This window comes from Chryseobacterium sp. CG10_8, from assembly GCF_058117085.1.
Genome location: NZ_JBYVEB010000016.1, coordinates 28,551 through 42,596, shown reverse-complemented (window position 1 = coordinate 42,596; position 14,046 = coordinate 28,551). Strand labels below are relative to the sequence as shown.

The window sequence follows — 14,046 nt, the reverse complement described above, 5'->3', positions numbered from 1 at the left end:
TAGGAATGGATAAATTATCAAAAGGCGGGATCTATGTAATTATGTATCTATTGATGGTAGCGATACATTTTGCGATATGGAAATGGTTGGATGCGGGTCCGACATCAATTTTTATTAGGTATTACATTTTTATGACGATGCTTTTTTTTACGGTCTTTACGGTTTTGACTTTAATGAAATCTATTTTTCCTCAATATATAGGGTTTGCATTTTTGGGTCTTCTATTCTTCAAATTGTCTATTATTTTATTGGTAATGAAAAAGTTAAATCTTTCCGAAGTTCCTCATTATAAAATGCATTTTATTCCACCTTATTTGATTTCACTAATGATCGAAACCTTCTATGCGATTCATCTGTTAAAAAATGAAAAAAATCAGTAAGCCTTTATTTGTAGAGTTAGTTTTTTTACCTACTTTTGCAAAACTTTAAATGAAATATGTCAATGCTGAAACAAATTGTAGTATTCGTAGGTCTTTTTATCTCATTTTCTTTTGCATCTGCGCAACATTCTGAAGGTGCTGCTCCTGAAAATCACGAGGTTACCGAAAGTAAAGCTTTAACTCCTGAACAACAGGAAAAAGTAAAAACCCAAAAAGAAAACAAAGATTTTATTGATCATCACTTGTTGGATGGTCACAGCTTTGATATCATGGTGGAAAAGAAAGAAGATGGATCAGAGCATCACATCAGATTCTCTCTACCAGTTATTTTTTATGATCAAGATAATGGATTGCATTATTTTATGAGTTCTAAGTTTCATCATGGTGAAGAAAAACTAGATGCTCACGGAAAGAAATATCAAGTGATTGAAAGCAAAGGTCAAAAATATGCTTTATATCACGAAAAAATCTATAAAACAGATGCAGCAGGAACGATCAATCTTGATAAGAGTGGTCATGCAGAAAATGCTAAAGTAATTGATTTGTCAATTACGAAGAGTGTATTAATGATCTTGGTTGTATCATTAATGATGATTTGGTTGTTCGGCTCTATGGCTAGAAATTACAAGAATTCGGCTTTACCTAAGGGTGCTGGTAGGTTCTTGGAGCCAATGATTATTTTCGTAAGAGATGAAATTGCAAAACCAAATATTGGTGCGAAATATAAGAAGTATATGAATTACCTTCTAACGGTTTTCTTCTTCATTTTATTCTTAAATATTTTTGGATTAATGCCTTTTGGTATTAATGTTACAGGTAACATAGCTGTTACTGCTTCTTTAGCTCTTGTAACTTTTATCTTAACTCAATTTACTGCAAATGGTAATTATTGGAAGCATATTTTCTGGATGCCGGGTGTTCCTGTTCCAATGAAAATCGTAATGGCTTTCATCGAAATTATCGGAGTTATTATTAAGCCTTTCTCATTGCTAATACGTCTTTTTGCAAATATGACAGCTGGGCATATTGTAATCATGACTCTAATTGGACTAATCTATATTTACAAAAACTGGATAGCAGGGTCATTATTTCCTTTGTTAACCGTAATGTTATATTTAATTGAAATCCTTGTTGCATTTCTTCAAGCGTACATCTTCACTATGTTATCTGCGGTATACTTTGGTATGGCTAATGAAGAGCATCATCATGAAGGTGAAGAAGGAATGGCACATTAATCTAGAAACTAATTTTTAAAATTATATTATTATGAACATGCCAAGAATTATTGGAGCAGGTCTAATCGTAATCGGAGCTGGTATTGGTATCGGTAAAATCGGTGCATCAGCTTTAGAAGGGATGGCTCGTCAGCCAGAACAAGCAGGAAAACTTCAAACTGCGATGTTGATCGCTGCTGCTCTTGTAGAAGGGTTAGCGTTTGCAGCTTTATTTGCAACAAGCGAAGGTTAATTCCTTGAAAAATTTATCATTGACCGATTAACGGTTGGTTACGGTCAATGATTTAATTCAATTTTAAAAATTATACAAACTTATATTAGATCATAAATCATGGCAGATTTACTTAATCAATTTTCATCAGGATTATTTATTATCCAATCCATCATCTTTGTATTCCTACTTTTTGTTTTAGGAAAATTTGCATGGAAGCCAATTCTTAATTCAATTAACGAGAGAGAAGTTTCTATTCAAGATGCTTTGAATCAAGCTGAATTAGCAAGAAAAGAAGTTCAAAATCTTAAATCTGAGAACGAGCACATCATCCGTGAAGCAAAAATGGAAAGAGATGCTATTTTGAAAGAGGCAAGAGAAATTAAGGACAAAATCGTTAACGAAGCAAAAGATGCTGCTAAATCAGAAGGAGATAAGATGATTGACAATGCAAGACAATCTATCCAGGCTGAGAAGTCTGCAGCTATGGCTGATATTAAGAACCAAATTGGTGCTTTGTCAGTGAATATTGCTGAACAGATTTTGCAACAAAAATTAGACAATAACGATGCTCAGAATGCATTAGTTCAAAATATTCTTAACCAATCTAATCTTAACTAAAAATGCGTACATCTAAAGTAGCAAAAAGATACGCTCAAGGTTTGTTAGAATTTTCACAAGAAACTGGTGTTACTTCTACCGTTTTTGGTGAGATGAAGGATATCGTGAAGATTATGAAGGAATCTAAAGAGTTGAATCAATTTTTTGGAACTCCTTTTATTGATGCTAAAAAGAAGATTGCTGTAGCAGCTCAGATTTTTAATCAATTTTCGGTTTCTTCACGTAACTTTATTACTTTGGTGATAAGACAAGGAAGAGAGAAACAATTGGGAGGTATTGCACAAGAATTTATAAAAAAAGTGGAAGATATCAATGGAATCCAAAGGATAACATTGACTTCAGCTACTGCTCTTACGTCACAAAATGTAGATGCTATTCTTAAGAATTCTGGAATGTTGAAGGAAGGGAAGCAATTTGATTTGACGACTAATATCAAACCTGAGATTCTTGGTGGATACATTCTTAGAGTAGGAGACCAGCAAATTGATGCTTCTGTTCAATCTAAATTGAATGGAATCAGAAAGAATTTTCAGATGAATTAATATCTTTTTGTGATGAAAAAAATATTATTATTATCATTATTCTTTTTTTCTTGTTTTGCTTTTGGACAAAATGTGAAATTAAAGGATGGTTTTGTCTTCATTAATAAAGAAAAGTGTATGAAGTATACTTCTAAAAGTATGTCTTATTATAACAATTTTTATTCCTTAGATGACAAAAAGTTGTTTTATATTGACGGAGCAAAATCAAAATATGATAAAACTTATTTTAAGATTCAGTTTTCAGGTTCTGACGAATTTGTTACTTTGGACGCAATGGCAATGAATTTTAAAACAGATTTTATTGAGAAACTGATTGAAGAAGGTGTAATAGATTCCAAGTCTTGTCAAATTAATTTAGAAAATTTTAAAAATTTCAAAATTAGATATCATAAAGACTACAGTGATACTGATACTACTGTAATTATTAATCAGAATAGTACTCCAAGTCCTCAGAACAGTGTTAATATTGGAGTAGGAATTGGAAAATAATTTTATATAAGACAAAAACAACCATACAATGGCAGAAATAAATCCGGCTGAAGTTTCAGCAATTTTAAAACAACAATTAGCAAATTTTGATACTCAATCCAATGTGGAAGAAGTTGGTACTGTACTTCAGATTGGTGATGGTATTGCTCGTGTTTACGGTTTAGAAAATGTTCAATACGGGGAGTTGGTAAGATTCCAATCTGGTATTGAAGGAATTGTACTTAACTTGGAAGAAGACAACGTAGGTGTTGCGCTTTTGGGTGAGTCTAAATTAGTAAAAGAAGGAGATACTGTTAACAGAACCAAGAGAATTTCTTCAATCAAAGTTGGAGAAGGAATGTTGGGAAGAGTTGTTGATACTCTTGGAAATCCAATCGATGGTAAAGGTCCAATTGCTGGAGAGCTTTATGAAATGCCATTGGAAAGAAAAGCTCCTGGAGTTATCTATCGTCAACCTGTTAACGAGCCTTTACAAACAGGTATCGTTGCGATTGACTCTATGATTCCGGTAGGAAGAGGACAAAGAGAGCTTATTATTGGTGACCGTCAGACTGGTAAGACGACTGTTGCTATTGATACAATCCTTAACCAAAGAGAATTCTACGATGCTGGTCAACCAGTATATTGTATTTATGTTGCAGTAGGACAAAAAGGTTCAACTGTAGCTCAAATTGTAAAAACATTAGAAGATAAAGGAGCTTTAGCTTATACAGTAGTAGTTGCAGCTAATGCATCTGACCCTTCACCAATGCAGGTATATGCGCCAATGGCAGGTGCTTCCATCGGAGAATTTTTCCGTGATTCAGGAAGACCAGCTTTAATTATTTATGATGATTTGTCAAAGCAAGCGGTTGCTTATCGTGAGCTTTCTCTTCTTTTGAGAAGACCACCGGGACGTGAAGCTTATCCTGGAGACGTTTTCTATCTTCACTCAAGATTATTAGAAAGAGCTGCAAAAGTAATCAACGATGATGCTATTGCTTCTCAAATGAATGACCTTCCTGAGTCTTTGAGACCAATCGTAAAAGGTGGTGGTTCATTAACTGCACTTCCAATTATCGAAACTCAAGCAGGTGACGTTTCTGCATATATTCCGACCAACGTAATTTCGATTACTGACGGACAGATTTTCTTGGAATCAGATTTATTTAACTCTGGGGTTCGTCCAGCGATTAACGTAGGTATCTCTGTATCTCGTGTAGGAGGTAATGCTCAGATTAAATCCATGAAGAAAGTATCTGGTACTTTGAAATTAGACCAAGCTCAATACAAAGAATTGGAAGCGTTTGCTAAATTTGGTTCTGACCTTGATGCTTCAACTCTTGCTGTTATCTCTAAAGGGGAGAAAAACGTGGAAGTTTTGAAACAACCAGTTAACTCACCACTTCCTGTAGAAAATCAGGTTGCAATGGTGTACGCTGGAACTGAAAACTTAATGAGAGATATTCCTGTAAGAAAAGTTAAAGAATTTACTAAAGAGTATGTAGATTTCTTAAGAACTAAGCATCCAGAAACAATGGCTGCAATCAAAGCAGGAAAAATCGATGACAGTGTTACTTCTGTATTGAAGCAAGCTGCGAAAGATTTAGTTGGAAAATATAATTAAAAATTAATTGTTTGAGGGTTTGATATTGTTTGACTTTGATTGAACTATATCAAACCACATCAAACTTTCAAACAATAATAACCCATTATCTAAATGGCAAACTTAAAAGAAATACGTGGACGAATTGTTTCGATAAGTTCTACAATGCAGATTACCAGTGCAATGAAGATGGTTGCTGCAGCAAAACTTAAGAAAGCTCAAGACGCCATTGTAATGTTGAGGCCTTACTCCGAAAAGTTAACTGAGTTAATCGAAAATGTTAGCTCTGGAACGGATTTGGAAGATAATTCAACCTTTATCGCTCCACGTGATGTTAAGAAGATTTTGTACATTGTTGTAACTTCTAATAGAGGTTTGGCAGGAGCATTTAACTCTTCAATCATTAAGGAATTTAATCAACAGGTATCTAATGTTTCGCAAGAAGTACAAGTTTTAACTGTTGGTAAAAAGGTATATGATTCTTTAAAGAAAACTCGTACCATTTACGGTAATGAGAGTTCTATCTTTGACCACGTTAATTTCCAGTCCGTTTCCGAATTTATGGATGGAGTTATGATGGATTACAAAGATGGAGTATTCGATAAAGTATATGTTGTCTATAACAAATTTGTTAATGCTGCAACTCAAGTAGTAACTACAGAGCAGGTAATGCCAATTTCAATGCCTGAGAAAAAAGCTGGGGCTAATACTGATTATGTTTTTGAACCTAACAGTAAAGAAATTTTGGATAATTTGATTCCAAAATCTATCAAGACTCAAGTTTATAAGGCTATTTTGGATTCAGTAGCATCAGAGCATGGGGCAAGGATGACAGCAATGCATAAAGCTACGGATAACGCCCAAGCTTTGAAGAACGAGTTAGTTATTAACTACAACAAAGCTAGACAGGCCGCTATTACAGGTGAGATTCTTGAAATCGTATCTGGAGCAGAAGCTTTAAAAGGCAGCTAAAAAGCAGAAAAATTTATTTTATATAAAAAGGCGTCAGAAATGATGCCTTTTTTTCATTATAGAGCTTGCTTAATTTTATTTTTTTTAAATTTGTTAACCACTTAGTTTTCCAATGAACATCAAGAATACATTATTTCGAAATAAAATATTTATTGCATTGTTATTCGTGAATTTTTTGTCGTTGGTGGTGGTACTACTTATCATTTTTTACCAAAATAGTAATCGTATAAAAGATAATAAACGAAAAAGTTTAGCTCTTGTTGAGAACAGAGTAGTAGATTCATTTAATTATATTTTAGGCAATAAGAACTATACAAAGGCAGAATCCGATTCTTTGATTAAGTCCAAAGTCTACGAATTGGCAAATGTCTTTGATACTAACGTTATAGTTTATGATTTAGAAGGTAATTTTATTGCAGGAAGTAAGAACATTGTTCGGCCACTTAATAAGAGTATTTTAAAGGAAATGCGAGCGACTGGTGAAAGGATTGAGATAGATAGTAGCATCAGTAAGTCTAAAACTAATTTTGTTGGCACCTATAATTATATTAAGAAGGATAGAGTTCCTGTCGCTATTGTTAATACCCAGTCCATCCTTAATTATTCTTCTACGGAGTATCAGACCAATGTGATCATCAAGCAGTTTTTGCTGCTGTTAGTATTTTTAATGGTGTTATCAGGGCTTATTTCGTGGTATATTTCCAAGTCTTTAACTGAGAAAATCAATGATGTGGCATCCAAGCTGCACGATACTAATGTAGTATATCTTAATGAGCCTTTGGAATATGCTTATAATGATGAGATTAAACCTTTGGTTATATCTTATAACTATATGCTTGATAAAATCAAAGACCAAACACACCTTTTACAGAAGACTGAGAGGGAAGAAGCATGGAAAGAAATGGCGAAGCAGGTGGCTCATGAAATTAATAATCCTTTGACACCTTTACGTTTGACAGTTCAGAATTTTCAGAGAAAATATGACCCAGAAGATGAAGAAAACCCTGAAAAAGTAAAGAATCTTACCAAATCAATTATTCATCAGATTGACCTCATTTCATCAATTACAAAGTCGTTTTCGGATTTTGCAAAAATGCCTGTTAATAATGATGTAGAGATTGACGTGGTCGATACCATTAGAAGATCGTTAAGCATTTATCCTGAAGAAACTGTTAAGTTTGAAACCAATGTGGACAGTCTCTATTATGTCATTGACCATCTTTATCTAACAAGAGTTGTAACCAATATTGTGAAAAATGGACTACAAGCGATTCCTGATAGAAGAAATAAAAAAATTAATGTAAATTTGTATGCATCTTTCAATAAATTTTTAATTACAATTGAAGATAATGGGAATGGGATTCCAAAGGATTACCAAGAAAAAGTATTTCTTCCAAAGTTCACCACTAAAAGTTCTGGAATGGGATTGGGACTTTCAATGGTTAAGAAGATTGTGGAGGATTATAATGGAAAAATCTGGTTTAATAGTGTGCAGGATCAGGGAACACAGTTTTTTATTGAATTTTATTTAAAAAGTGAAGAATAACATCATAACCATTTTATCGATTCTCCTTCTAGGAGTGACAGGCTATCTGCTATATGATAGCTTTAATAACGATATGTCCAAAGCCGAGATTCAATCGCAATTCAACGATCTCAAGACAGAGTATGAGTACATGCAAAAAGACTTGGAAAATGCTATGATTGTAGTTGGTGCTAATAATGAGCAGATGATGGTCCAAAAGAAGAAGATTGATGACCTGATGAAGAAGAGTGAGGTGAGTGAGGAGGAACTTAAGGAGGTAAAGAAAATCATGAGAGATATGAATCAAATGGTTCTCACTGATTATCGCGAAAAGATTAAGTCTTTGCAAGCAGAAAATCAATCACTTACTGGTGATAATACCACTCTTAATGGGATTAAAGCTAAGAACGAAAGCGAGATTGAAGAATTGATGAGAAAAATTGGACTTTTGGATAAAGATAAGAAGAGTCTTGCATCTAAAATTGTGTATGTCCAAAAAGAATCAGACAAGAAAGATGAGCTATTAGAATATGCTTCAAAGTTGAGATTATCCAACTTTGCACTTCGAAGTTTCAAAGTTAGAAGTAACGGAAAAGAAGTTGAAACAGAGAAAGCTTCCAAAATTGATAGAATTAAATTAGGTCTTGATATTGAAGAAAATAAAGTTGCAGATTCCGGCGTTAAAACCTTGTATTTGGTCATGAGAAAGCCAGATGGAAGCGTTTTTACGTTTTCTAATCGTCCTTCTGGAACCTTCAGTTATGATGGGGTATCCACGACATATTCTGATAAGACGACGGTTGATTATACAAAAGGAGAACACAAAACCATCGAATTGGTTTGGGATAGCGAAAACTTTGAAAGAGGAGATTACATCATTGAGGTATACGAGATTGACAAAGTCTCTAATAATGCGATGAGAATTGGAAAAGTGACCAAAACATTGGAATAATTATTAAGAAGAAAAAAATATTTATCTTTGCAACAATTATTAAAATTTTAAATGGATTCAGACATAGTCAAGCTTTTGATAGCTTTGTTTTTAGTACTTCTTAATGGTTTTTTCGTAGCCGCTGAATTCTCAATAGTAAAAGTCCGGTATTCTCAGATTCAGTTGAAGGCAGCTGAAGGAGATTCCATGGCTAAACAGGCGGAGCATATTATAAAGCACCTGGATGCTTATCTATCTGCAACACAGTTGGGTATTACTTTGGCCTCTCTTGCACTAGGTTGGGTAGGAGAAAGCGCTTTACATCATATTGTTGAGAATATCTTCCATTATTTTAATTGGAATATTTTAGATTCTACAATAACAACGATTTCTTTAGTAATCAGTTTCTTGATTATAACTATCATGCATATTGTCTTTGGCGAATTGGTTCCAAAGTCAATCGCTATTAGAAAGGCAGAATCTACTACTTTATTGATTGCACCACCTTTGAAATTGTTCTATAATATTTTCAGACCATTTATATGGATGATGAATACGTTTTCTAATGGCTTTTTAAGGCTGATAAAGATACATCCCGTATCAGATCACGAAATCCATTCTACAGAGGAATTGCAGCTGCTTGTGAAGCAATCTGCTGATTCGGGTGAGATTCAAGAAGAAAACTACGAGATTATCAAAAACGCTTTTGACTTTACCGATCATTCGGCGAAGCAAATTATGGTTCCAAGGCAGAATATTTTATCAATTGATATCGAAGATCCAGTTGAAGATATCATTAATGAGATTATGGATAGTGGATATTCTAGAATTCCGGTCTATGAGGATTCCATTGATAAGATTATTGGTATTTTGTATACTAAGGAGATTATTCGCGAGTATATCAAAAGAAAAGGAGTAATGGATCATGAAGTACTCCGAACTTTAATGAGAGACGCTTTCTTTGTAGTTGGAAGTAAGAAAATTTCAGATTTGTTAAAGGTTTTTCAACAGAAAAAACAACATATTGCAATTGTCATTGATGAGTTCGGTGGGACAGAAGGTATTATTACTTTAGAAGATATTTTGGAGGAGCTAGTTGGCGAAATTCAAGATGAGGAAGATGACGAAGATAAGGTTGTTGATAAAGTAGGAGAGAACACCTATTGGGTGCAAGCAACTCAGCCTTTGGATGAAATCAACGAGTTTCTACCAGAGCAATTACCGGAAGAAGGTGAGTTCAATACTTTGGCCGGTTTTATCTTGCATCATTTAGAAGATATTCCAGAAGAGAATCAAGAATTTAATATTGGTCATTATCATTTTAAAATTTTGAAAATGGTCAATAAGAGTGTTGAAGTGGTAGAGCTTCAACTTCTTGATCCGGAGACTGAAGAAGAGGATGAGTCTAACGAAGAAACCAAGTAGCATGAAGAACAAGGTTTTTTATAATATCCATGATTATGAGAATCCAAAGCGAGAGTACGAAGAGGACATCGCAGTTTTGGATGAAACCGACCAAGTTAGTAAGCTGGTACTTTGGAATGATGATGTGCATACTTTTGATTTTGTTATTGATTCTCTCATCGAGATATGTGGTCATTCCGTTGAACAAGCAGAGCAATGCACAATCCTTGTTCATTACAAGGGAAAATGCACTGTTAAAAGTGGTAGTATTGATATTCTTAAACCAATGCACGAGAAGCTATTATCCCGCGAGTTGACCAGCGAAATAATTTCCTAAAATTTATTCAAAATATAAATTATTTTACACGGCCTAACAAATGTTTGTTTTTGTACGTGTAGTTTAGTCTACTTTTGTTTTTAATATTGACGTAAGTCAATGTAAAACACAAATGATAATGCCTCAATTGATTGAGGCATTTTTTAGTAATTTGTTGAAATTCTTTTTCTTATTCTACTGAGGCTATTAGGATGTACTCCAAGGTATCCTGCAATGTGTTTTACTGGTATTCTATTAACTATTTCTTCATTTTCTTGCACCAATTTAATGTACTTTTCTTTTGGGCTCAATGTTAACATTTCATGGTGGGATTTCATGAATTTTTCTGAAATCTTTTCTAGAATTTTTCTTCTTGTAGTTTCAACATCATGATATTTTTTACATAAGTAATCAAATTTTTCCTGATGTAATTTCAGTAATTTGGTGTCAAAAAGACATTGTTGTCCAATTTTAGAATCGTTCTGCATATCAAGAGGCATTATATATGATTTTTTGAAGTAGAAATTAAGATTGCGTTCTTCTCCGTTATCCTTAATTGCGAATTCTCTTACACAGCCTTCAATTACATAATATGAGTTACGTCCTATTTCATTAAAGCGAAGTAAATCTTCATTTTTTTTTAGTTCAATAATTTCAAAACATTTTGCAAGCTCTGCTTTTGCATCCTGATCTTTTATCGTGCACAAAAGTAGAATTTGTTCGATTTCCTCCATAGTTAATAGTTAGTTTTTCTAGATTTCAATTTTTTGGGTAAAATAATTCTGTAAAAAATAATATAAGTGCGAAATTTTACACTAATTATATTTTATAAATAGGTCTATTATTTCAAAAAATTTGAGATAAAGATAATATTTTTTTAAATTATAAGAAATATTGTTGTTTTTTTTATTGTTTTTAACAATTTAGTAATGCTAAAAAATGGTGATTTTGCAATAGCTTGACCAAAAGTTGTAGTTATAAGAATGTACCCTCATTAGAATTCATTCGGTTACAAAAAAAAACCTGTTTTGAAAAACAGGTTTTGATATGATTGCATTTGATGATTCTATTGATCTTTTAGCTCAACATCCATCCAAGGACCTCCAGCTTTCTTATATCTTACCAATTCAAAGTCTTTGAAATCTTTGGTTTTGTAAACGATGTTATTGCTGCCTACTTGAAATGGAGTGATGAAATAATATCCTTCCGTTCTTTTATCTCTTTTATCACCTACCTCAACGGTTGGTACAAATTTAGGGATTTCGAATCCAGGTATGTACTTATTTAATTTTTCTTTGAAAGCCTTGTCTTTTTCTCCAGGAAAAGCCTCAACAAATTTATAGTCATCTTTTCCTTTTGGAATCCAGAGGTAATACGTTTTCTGCTCAGTATTGTTTTTGTTTTTAGTTGTGAAGGTAAAAAGCTCTTTTGGAACCAATTCAGCAACTTTTTCTGGATCAACTTCTGCTACATATTTTTCTCCAGTTGGATCCACAAACGTATCTAGGTTTTGAGGTAATAATGGACTATCGAACTTTCTGTTGATAAAAAAATTAGTTAAAGCTTCGTCCGAATCTTTTCTCAGTTGTTTTTGCTTGTCGTCAAGACCTTTGTTGGGAATAACCGGAGTAATCTCGCTTACAAATTCATAAAAAACGATAGGCTTGATAGAGCTTAGATGTTTGAAAGAACGCAGATATTCTGCTTTGCTTACCCAATAATACTGTTGAAAGAAATCTGGTTTGTCACGCTCTTTTACTTCTTTTTTATAAGCATATCCTAACTTCTTGGTATTAAGGATATCGCTAAATTTATTTTTATTTTGTCCAAAGGCAAAACTTAACGCCACTAAAGAAAACAATAGAATAACTCTTCTCTTCATTTTATCAATTTTTTTAAACTTTTTTCAAATATAACTATTTCTTCGATAATAATTGGGATAGAATGTTAAATTTATCCGAATGATGTTTTACCATAAAAAAATCCTCTGCGTGTCAGAGGATTTATGTTGTTATTCATTAATAGGCGGTGTCGTGTACATTGACAGCTCTTCCGCTTGGGTCATTCATTTTTTTGAATGCTTCATCCCATTCTAAAGCAATTGGTGTTGAGCAAGCCACAGATGGGACAGAAGGTACTGTTGCAGCAGCTGTTTCACTTGGGAAGTGTTCCTCAAAAATGGTTCTGTATCGATATTCTTCTTTGTTTTGCGGAGTGTTAAGAGGAAATCTGAATTTTGCATTTGTCATCATTTCATCACTCACTTCTTTTTCTGCAACCTCTTTCAAGGTATCAATCCACGAATATCCTACACCATCGGAGAATTGCTCTTTTTGTCTCCATGCAATATTCTCTGGAAGCAAGTCTTCAAAAGCTTTGCGAAGTACCCATTTCTCGATTTTTGGTTCGTGAGAGCCTACTAATTTGTCGGTTGGGTTGATGCGCATTGCGACATCCATGAATTCTTTATCCAAAAACGGAACGCGCCCTTCAATTCCCCAAGCCATCAGTGATTTGTTAGCTCTTAGACAATCATAAAGGTGAAGCTTCCCAAGTTTTCTTACTGTTTCCTCATGAAGTTCTTTGGCATTTGGCGCTTTGTGGAAATATAGATAGCCCCCAAATAACTCATCGCTTCCTTCTCCAGAAAGCACCATTTTAATACCCATAGATTTGATAACTCTCGCCATCAGGTACATCGGTGTAGAAGCACGAATCGTTGTCACATCATAAGTTTCTAAATGATAAATAACATCTCTAACGGCATCTAATCCTTCCTGAATTGTAAAATGAATTTCGTGATGTACAGAGCCAATATGTTCTGAAGCTTTTTTTGCAGCTGCTAAATCAGGTGAACCTTCTAATCCTACGGCAAAACTATGTAATCTAGGATACCATGCTTCTTGCGTGTCACCACTTTCAATCCTTTGTCTTGCATATTTTGCAGCGATTGCAGAAGTAATGGATGAGTCTAATCCTCCCGAAAGCAGAACGCCATAAGGTACATCACTCATTAGTTGTCTGTGAACAGCTTCCTCCAAGGCCTTTCTTAGCTCTGCTATGTTGGTTTCGTTGTCTTTTACGTTTTCGTAGTTTTCCCAGTCTCTAACGTACCACTGTTGAAGCTCGTGACCATCTTTATTGAAAAGTAAATGGCCAGGAAGAAATGATTCTATTACGTTACAAACTCCTTCTAAAGCCTTAAGTTCCGAAGCAATATAATAATTACCACTTTTGTCCCATCCTTGATACAATGGACAGATTCCCATGTGGTCTCTTGCAACTAAATAAGTATCGGTCTCCGAATCATAAACAGAGAAAGCAAAAATTCCATTCAGTTTATCCAAAAAGTCTTTTCCATATTTTTGGAATAGAGGGATAATTACTTCGCAATCAGATTCGGTTTGGAAGGCGTAGTCGGGAAATTCTCTTCGAAGTTCTCTATGATTATAGATTTCTCCATTAACAGCCAACACGATTTTTCCGTCGGTTGAAAAAAGAGGTTGTTTTCCAGAAGTTGGGTCAACAATAGCCAGTCTTTCATGAGAAAAAATCACTTGATCATCTTGATATACACCACTCCAATCTGGTCCGCGATGACGGATTTTTTTTGACATTTCTAACACTTGCGACCTCAAAGTTTCCGTCTTTTGTTTTGCATCAAACAGGCATACAATTCCACACATATTTTAAGTTGTTTTTTTAAGATTTAGATTAATTGTAATGCAATGATATTAATGTGATTTAAAAATTGCAAGTAAAATTACACTTTAGTTAATATTTTTCTTTAAAAATTTAATTTGAATTAAAATTTTACGTTTTTTAATGTTTTTTG

General features: G+C 33.8%; 15 protein-coding genes. 12 read left to right on the top strand and 3 right to left on the bottom strand.

From position 1 onward, the window contains the following. The 12 genes from AC4AGG_RS04820 to AC4AGG_RS04765 all read left to right on the top strand — a co-directional run. Positions 1–380, top strand: a 380-nt coding sequence (locus AC4AGG_RS04820; protein ID WP_489770853.1) for a hypothetical protein, incomplete at its 5' end; no start/stop codon positions are given. Between the two features lie 62 nt (positions 381–442). Next, the gene (gene atpB / locus AC4AGG_RS04815; RefSeq protein ID WP_489770852.1) at positions 443–1,615 is read left to right on the top strand and encodes a F0F1 ATP synthase subunit A; all 1,173 of its coding nucleotides are present in this window, start codon (positions 443–445) and stop codon (positions 1,613–1,615) included. Positions 1,616–1,646: 31 nt separating this feature from the next. Then, entirely contained in the window at positions 1,647–1,847 is a 201-nt protein-coding gene (atpE, locus tag AC4AGG_RS04810; RefSeq protein ID WP_489770851.1) for an ATP synthase F0 subunit C, read from the top strand. A gap of 99 nt (positions 1,848–1,946) precedes the next feature. Further along, positions 1,947–2,447: a F0F1 ATP synthase subunit B gene (locus AC4AGG_RS04805; RefSeq protein ID WP_489770850.1), complete on the top strand. Its 501-nt coding sequence runs from the start codon at positions 1,947–1,949 to the stop codon at positions 2,445–2,447. 2 nt (positions 2,448–2,449) lie between these two features. Then, positions 2,450–2,989, top strand: a complete 540-nt coding sequence (atpH, locus tag AC4AGG_RS04800; RefSeq protein WP_489770849.1) for an ATP synthase F1 subunit delta — start codon at positions 2,450–2,452, stop codon at positions 2,987–2,989. 12 nt (positions 2,990–3,001) lie between these two features. After that, positions 3,002–3,478, top strand: coding sequence for a hypothetical protein (locus tag AC4AGG_RS04795; RefSeq protein ID WP_489770848.1), 477 nt, complete (start codon positions 3,002–3,004; stop codon positions 3,476–3,478). A 28-nt stretch (positions 3,479–3,506) separates the two neighbouring features. Next, on the top strand, positions 3,507–5,084 hold the full coding sequence (gene atpA / locus AC4AGG_RS04790; RefSeq protein WP_489770847.1) for a F0F1 ATP synthase subunit alpha: 1,578 nt from the start codon (positions 3,507–3,509) through the stop codon (positions 5,082–5,084). Positions 5,085–5,177: 93 nt separating this feature from the next. Next, positions 5,178–6,035 carry an ATP synthase F1 subunit gamma gene (gene atpG, locus AC4AGG_RS04785; RefSeq protein WP_489770846.1) on the top strand — a complete coding sequence of 286 codons (858 nt, stop codon included), beginning with the start codon at positions 5,178–5,180 and terminating at the stop codon, positions 6,033–6,035. A gap of 112 nt (positions 6,036–6,147) precedes the next feature. Continuing rightward, positions 6,148–7,581 (top strand): ATP-binding protein, encoded by a 1,434-nt coding sequence (locus AC4AGG_RS04780; protein ID WP_489770845.1) that lies wholly within the window; start codon positions 6,148–6,150, stop codon positions 7,579–7,581. Beyond that, on the top strand, positions 7,571–8,512 hold the full coding sequence (locus AC4AGG_RS04775) for a DUF8428 domain-containing protein (protein WP_489770844.1): 942 nt from the start codon (positions 7,571–7,573) through the stop codon (positions 8,510–8,512). Before AC4AGG_RS04780 ends, AC4AGG_RS04775 begins: the two co-directional genes overlap by 11 nt. A 51-nt stretch (positions 8,513–8,563) precedes the next feature. Next, positions 8,564–9,916 carry a hemolysin family protein gene (locus AC4AGG_RS04770; RefSeq protein WP_489770843.1) on the top strand — a complete coding sequence of 451 codons (1,353 nt, stop codon included), beginning with the start codon at positions 8,564–8,566 and terminating at the stop codon, positions 9,914–9,916. Between the two features lies 1 nt (position 9,917). Then, entirely contained in the window at positions 9,918–10,232 is a 315-nt protein-coding gene (locus tag AC4AGG_RS04765; protein ID WP_489770842.1) for an ATP-dependent Clp protease adaptor ClpS, read from the top strand. A 143-nt stretch (positions 10,233–10,375) separates the two neighbouring features. Here the strand turns inward: AC4AGG_RS04765 and AC4AGG_RS04760 are convergent, their stop codons facing one another. From AC4AGG_RS04760 to asnB, 3 genes are all read right to left on the bottom strand, one after another. Continuing rightward, entirely contained in the window at positions 10,376–10,945 is a 570-nt protein-coding gene (locus tag AC4AGG_RS04760; protein ID WP_489770841.1) for a Crp/Fnr family transcriptional regulator, read from the bottom strand. Positions 10,946–11,277: 332 nt separating this feature from the next. Beyond that, positions 11,278–12,093, bottom strand: a complete 816-nt coding sequence (locus tag AC4AGG_RS04755) for a hypothetical protein (protein ID WP_489770840.1) — start codon at positions 12,091–12,093, stop codon at positions 11,278–11,280. 136 nt (positions 12,094–12,229) lie between these two features. Beyond that, positions 12,230–13,897, bottom strand: a complete 1,668-nt coding sequence (asnB, locus tag AC4AGG_RS04750) for an asparagine synthase B (RefSeq protein ID WP_489770839.1) — start codon at positions 13,895–13,897, stop codon at positions 12,230–12,232. Positions 13,898–14,046 lie beyond the last annotated feature (149 nt).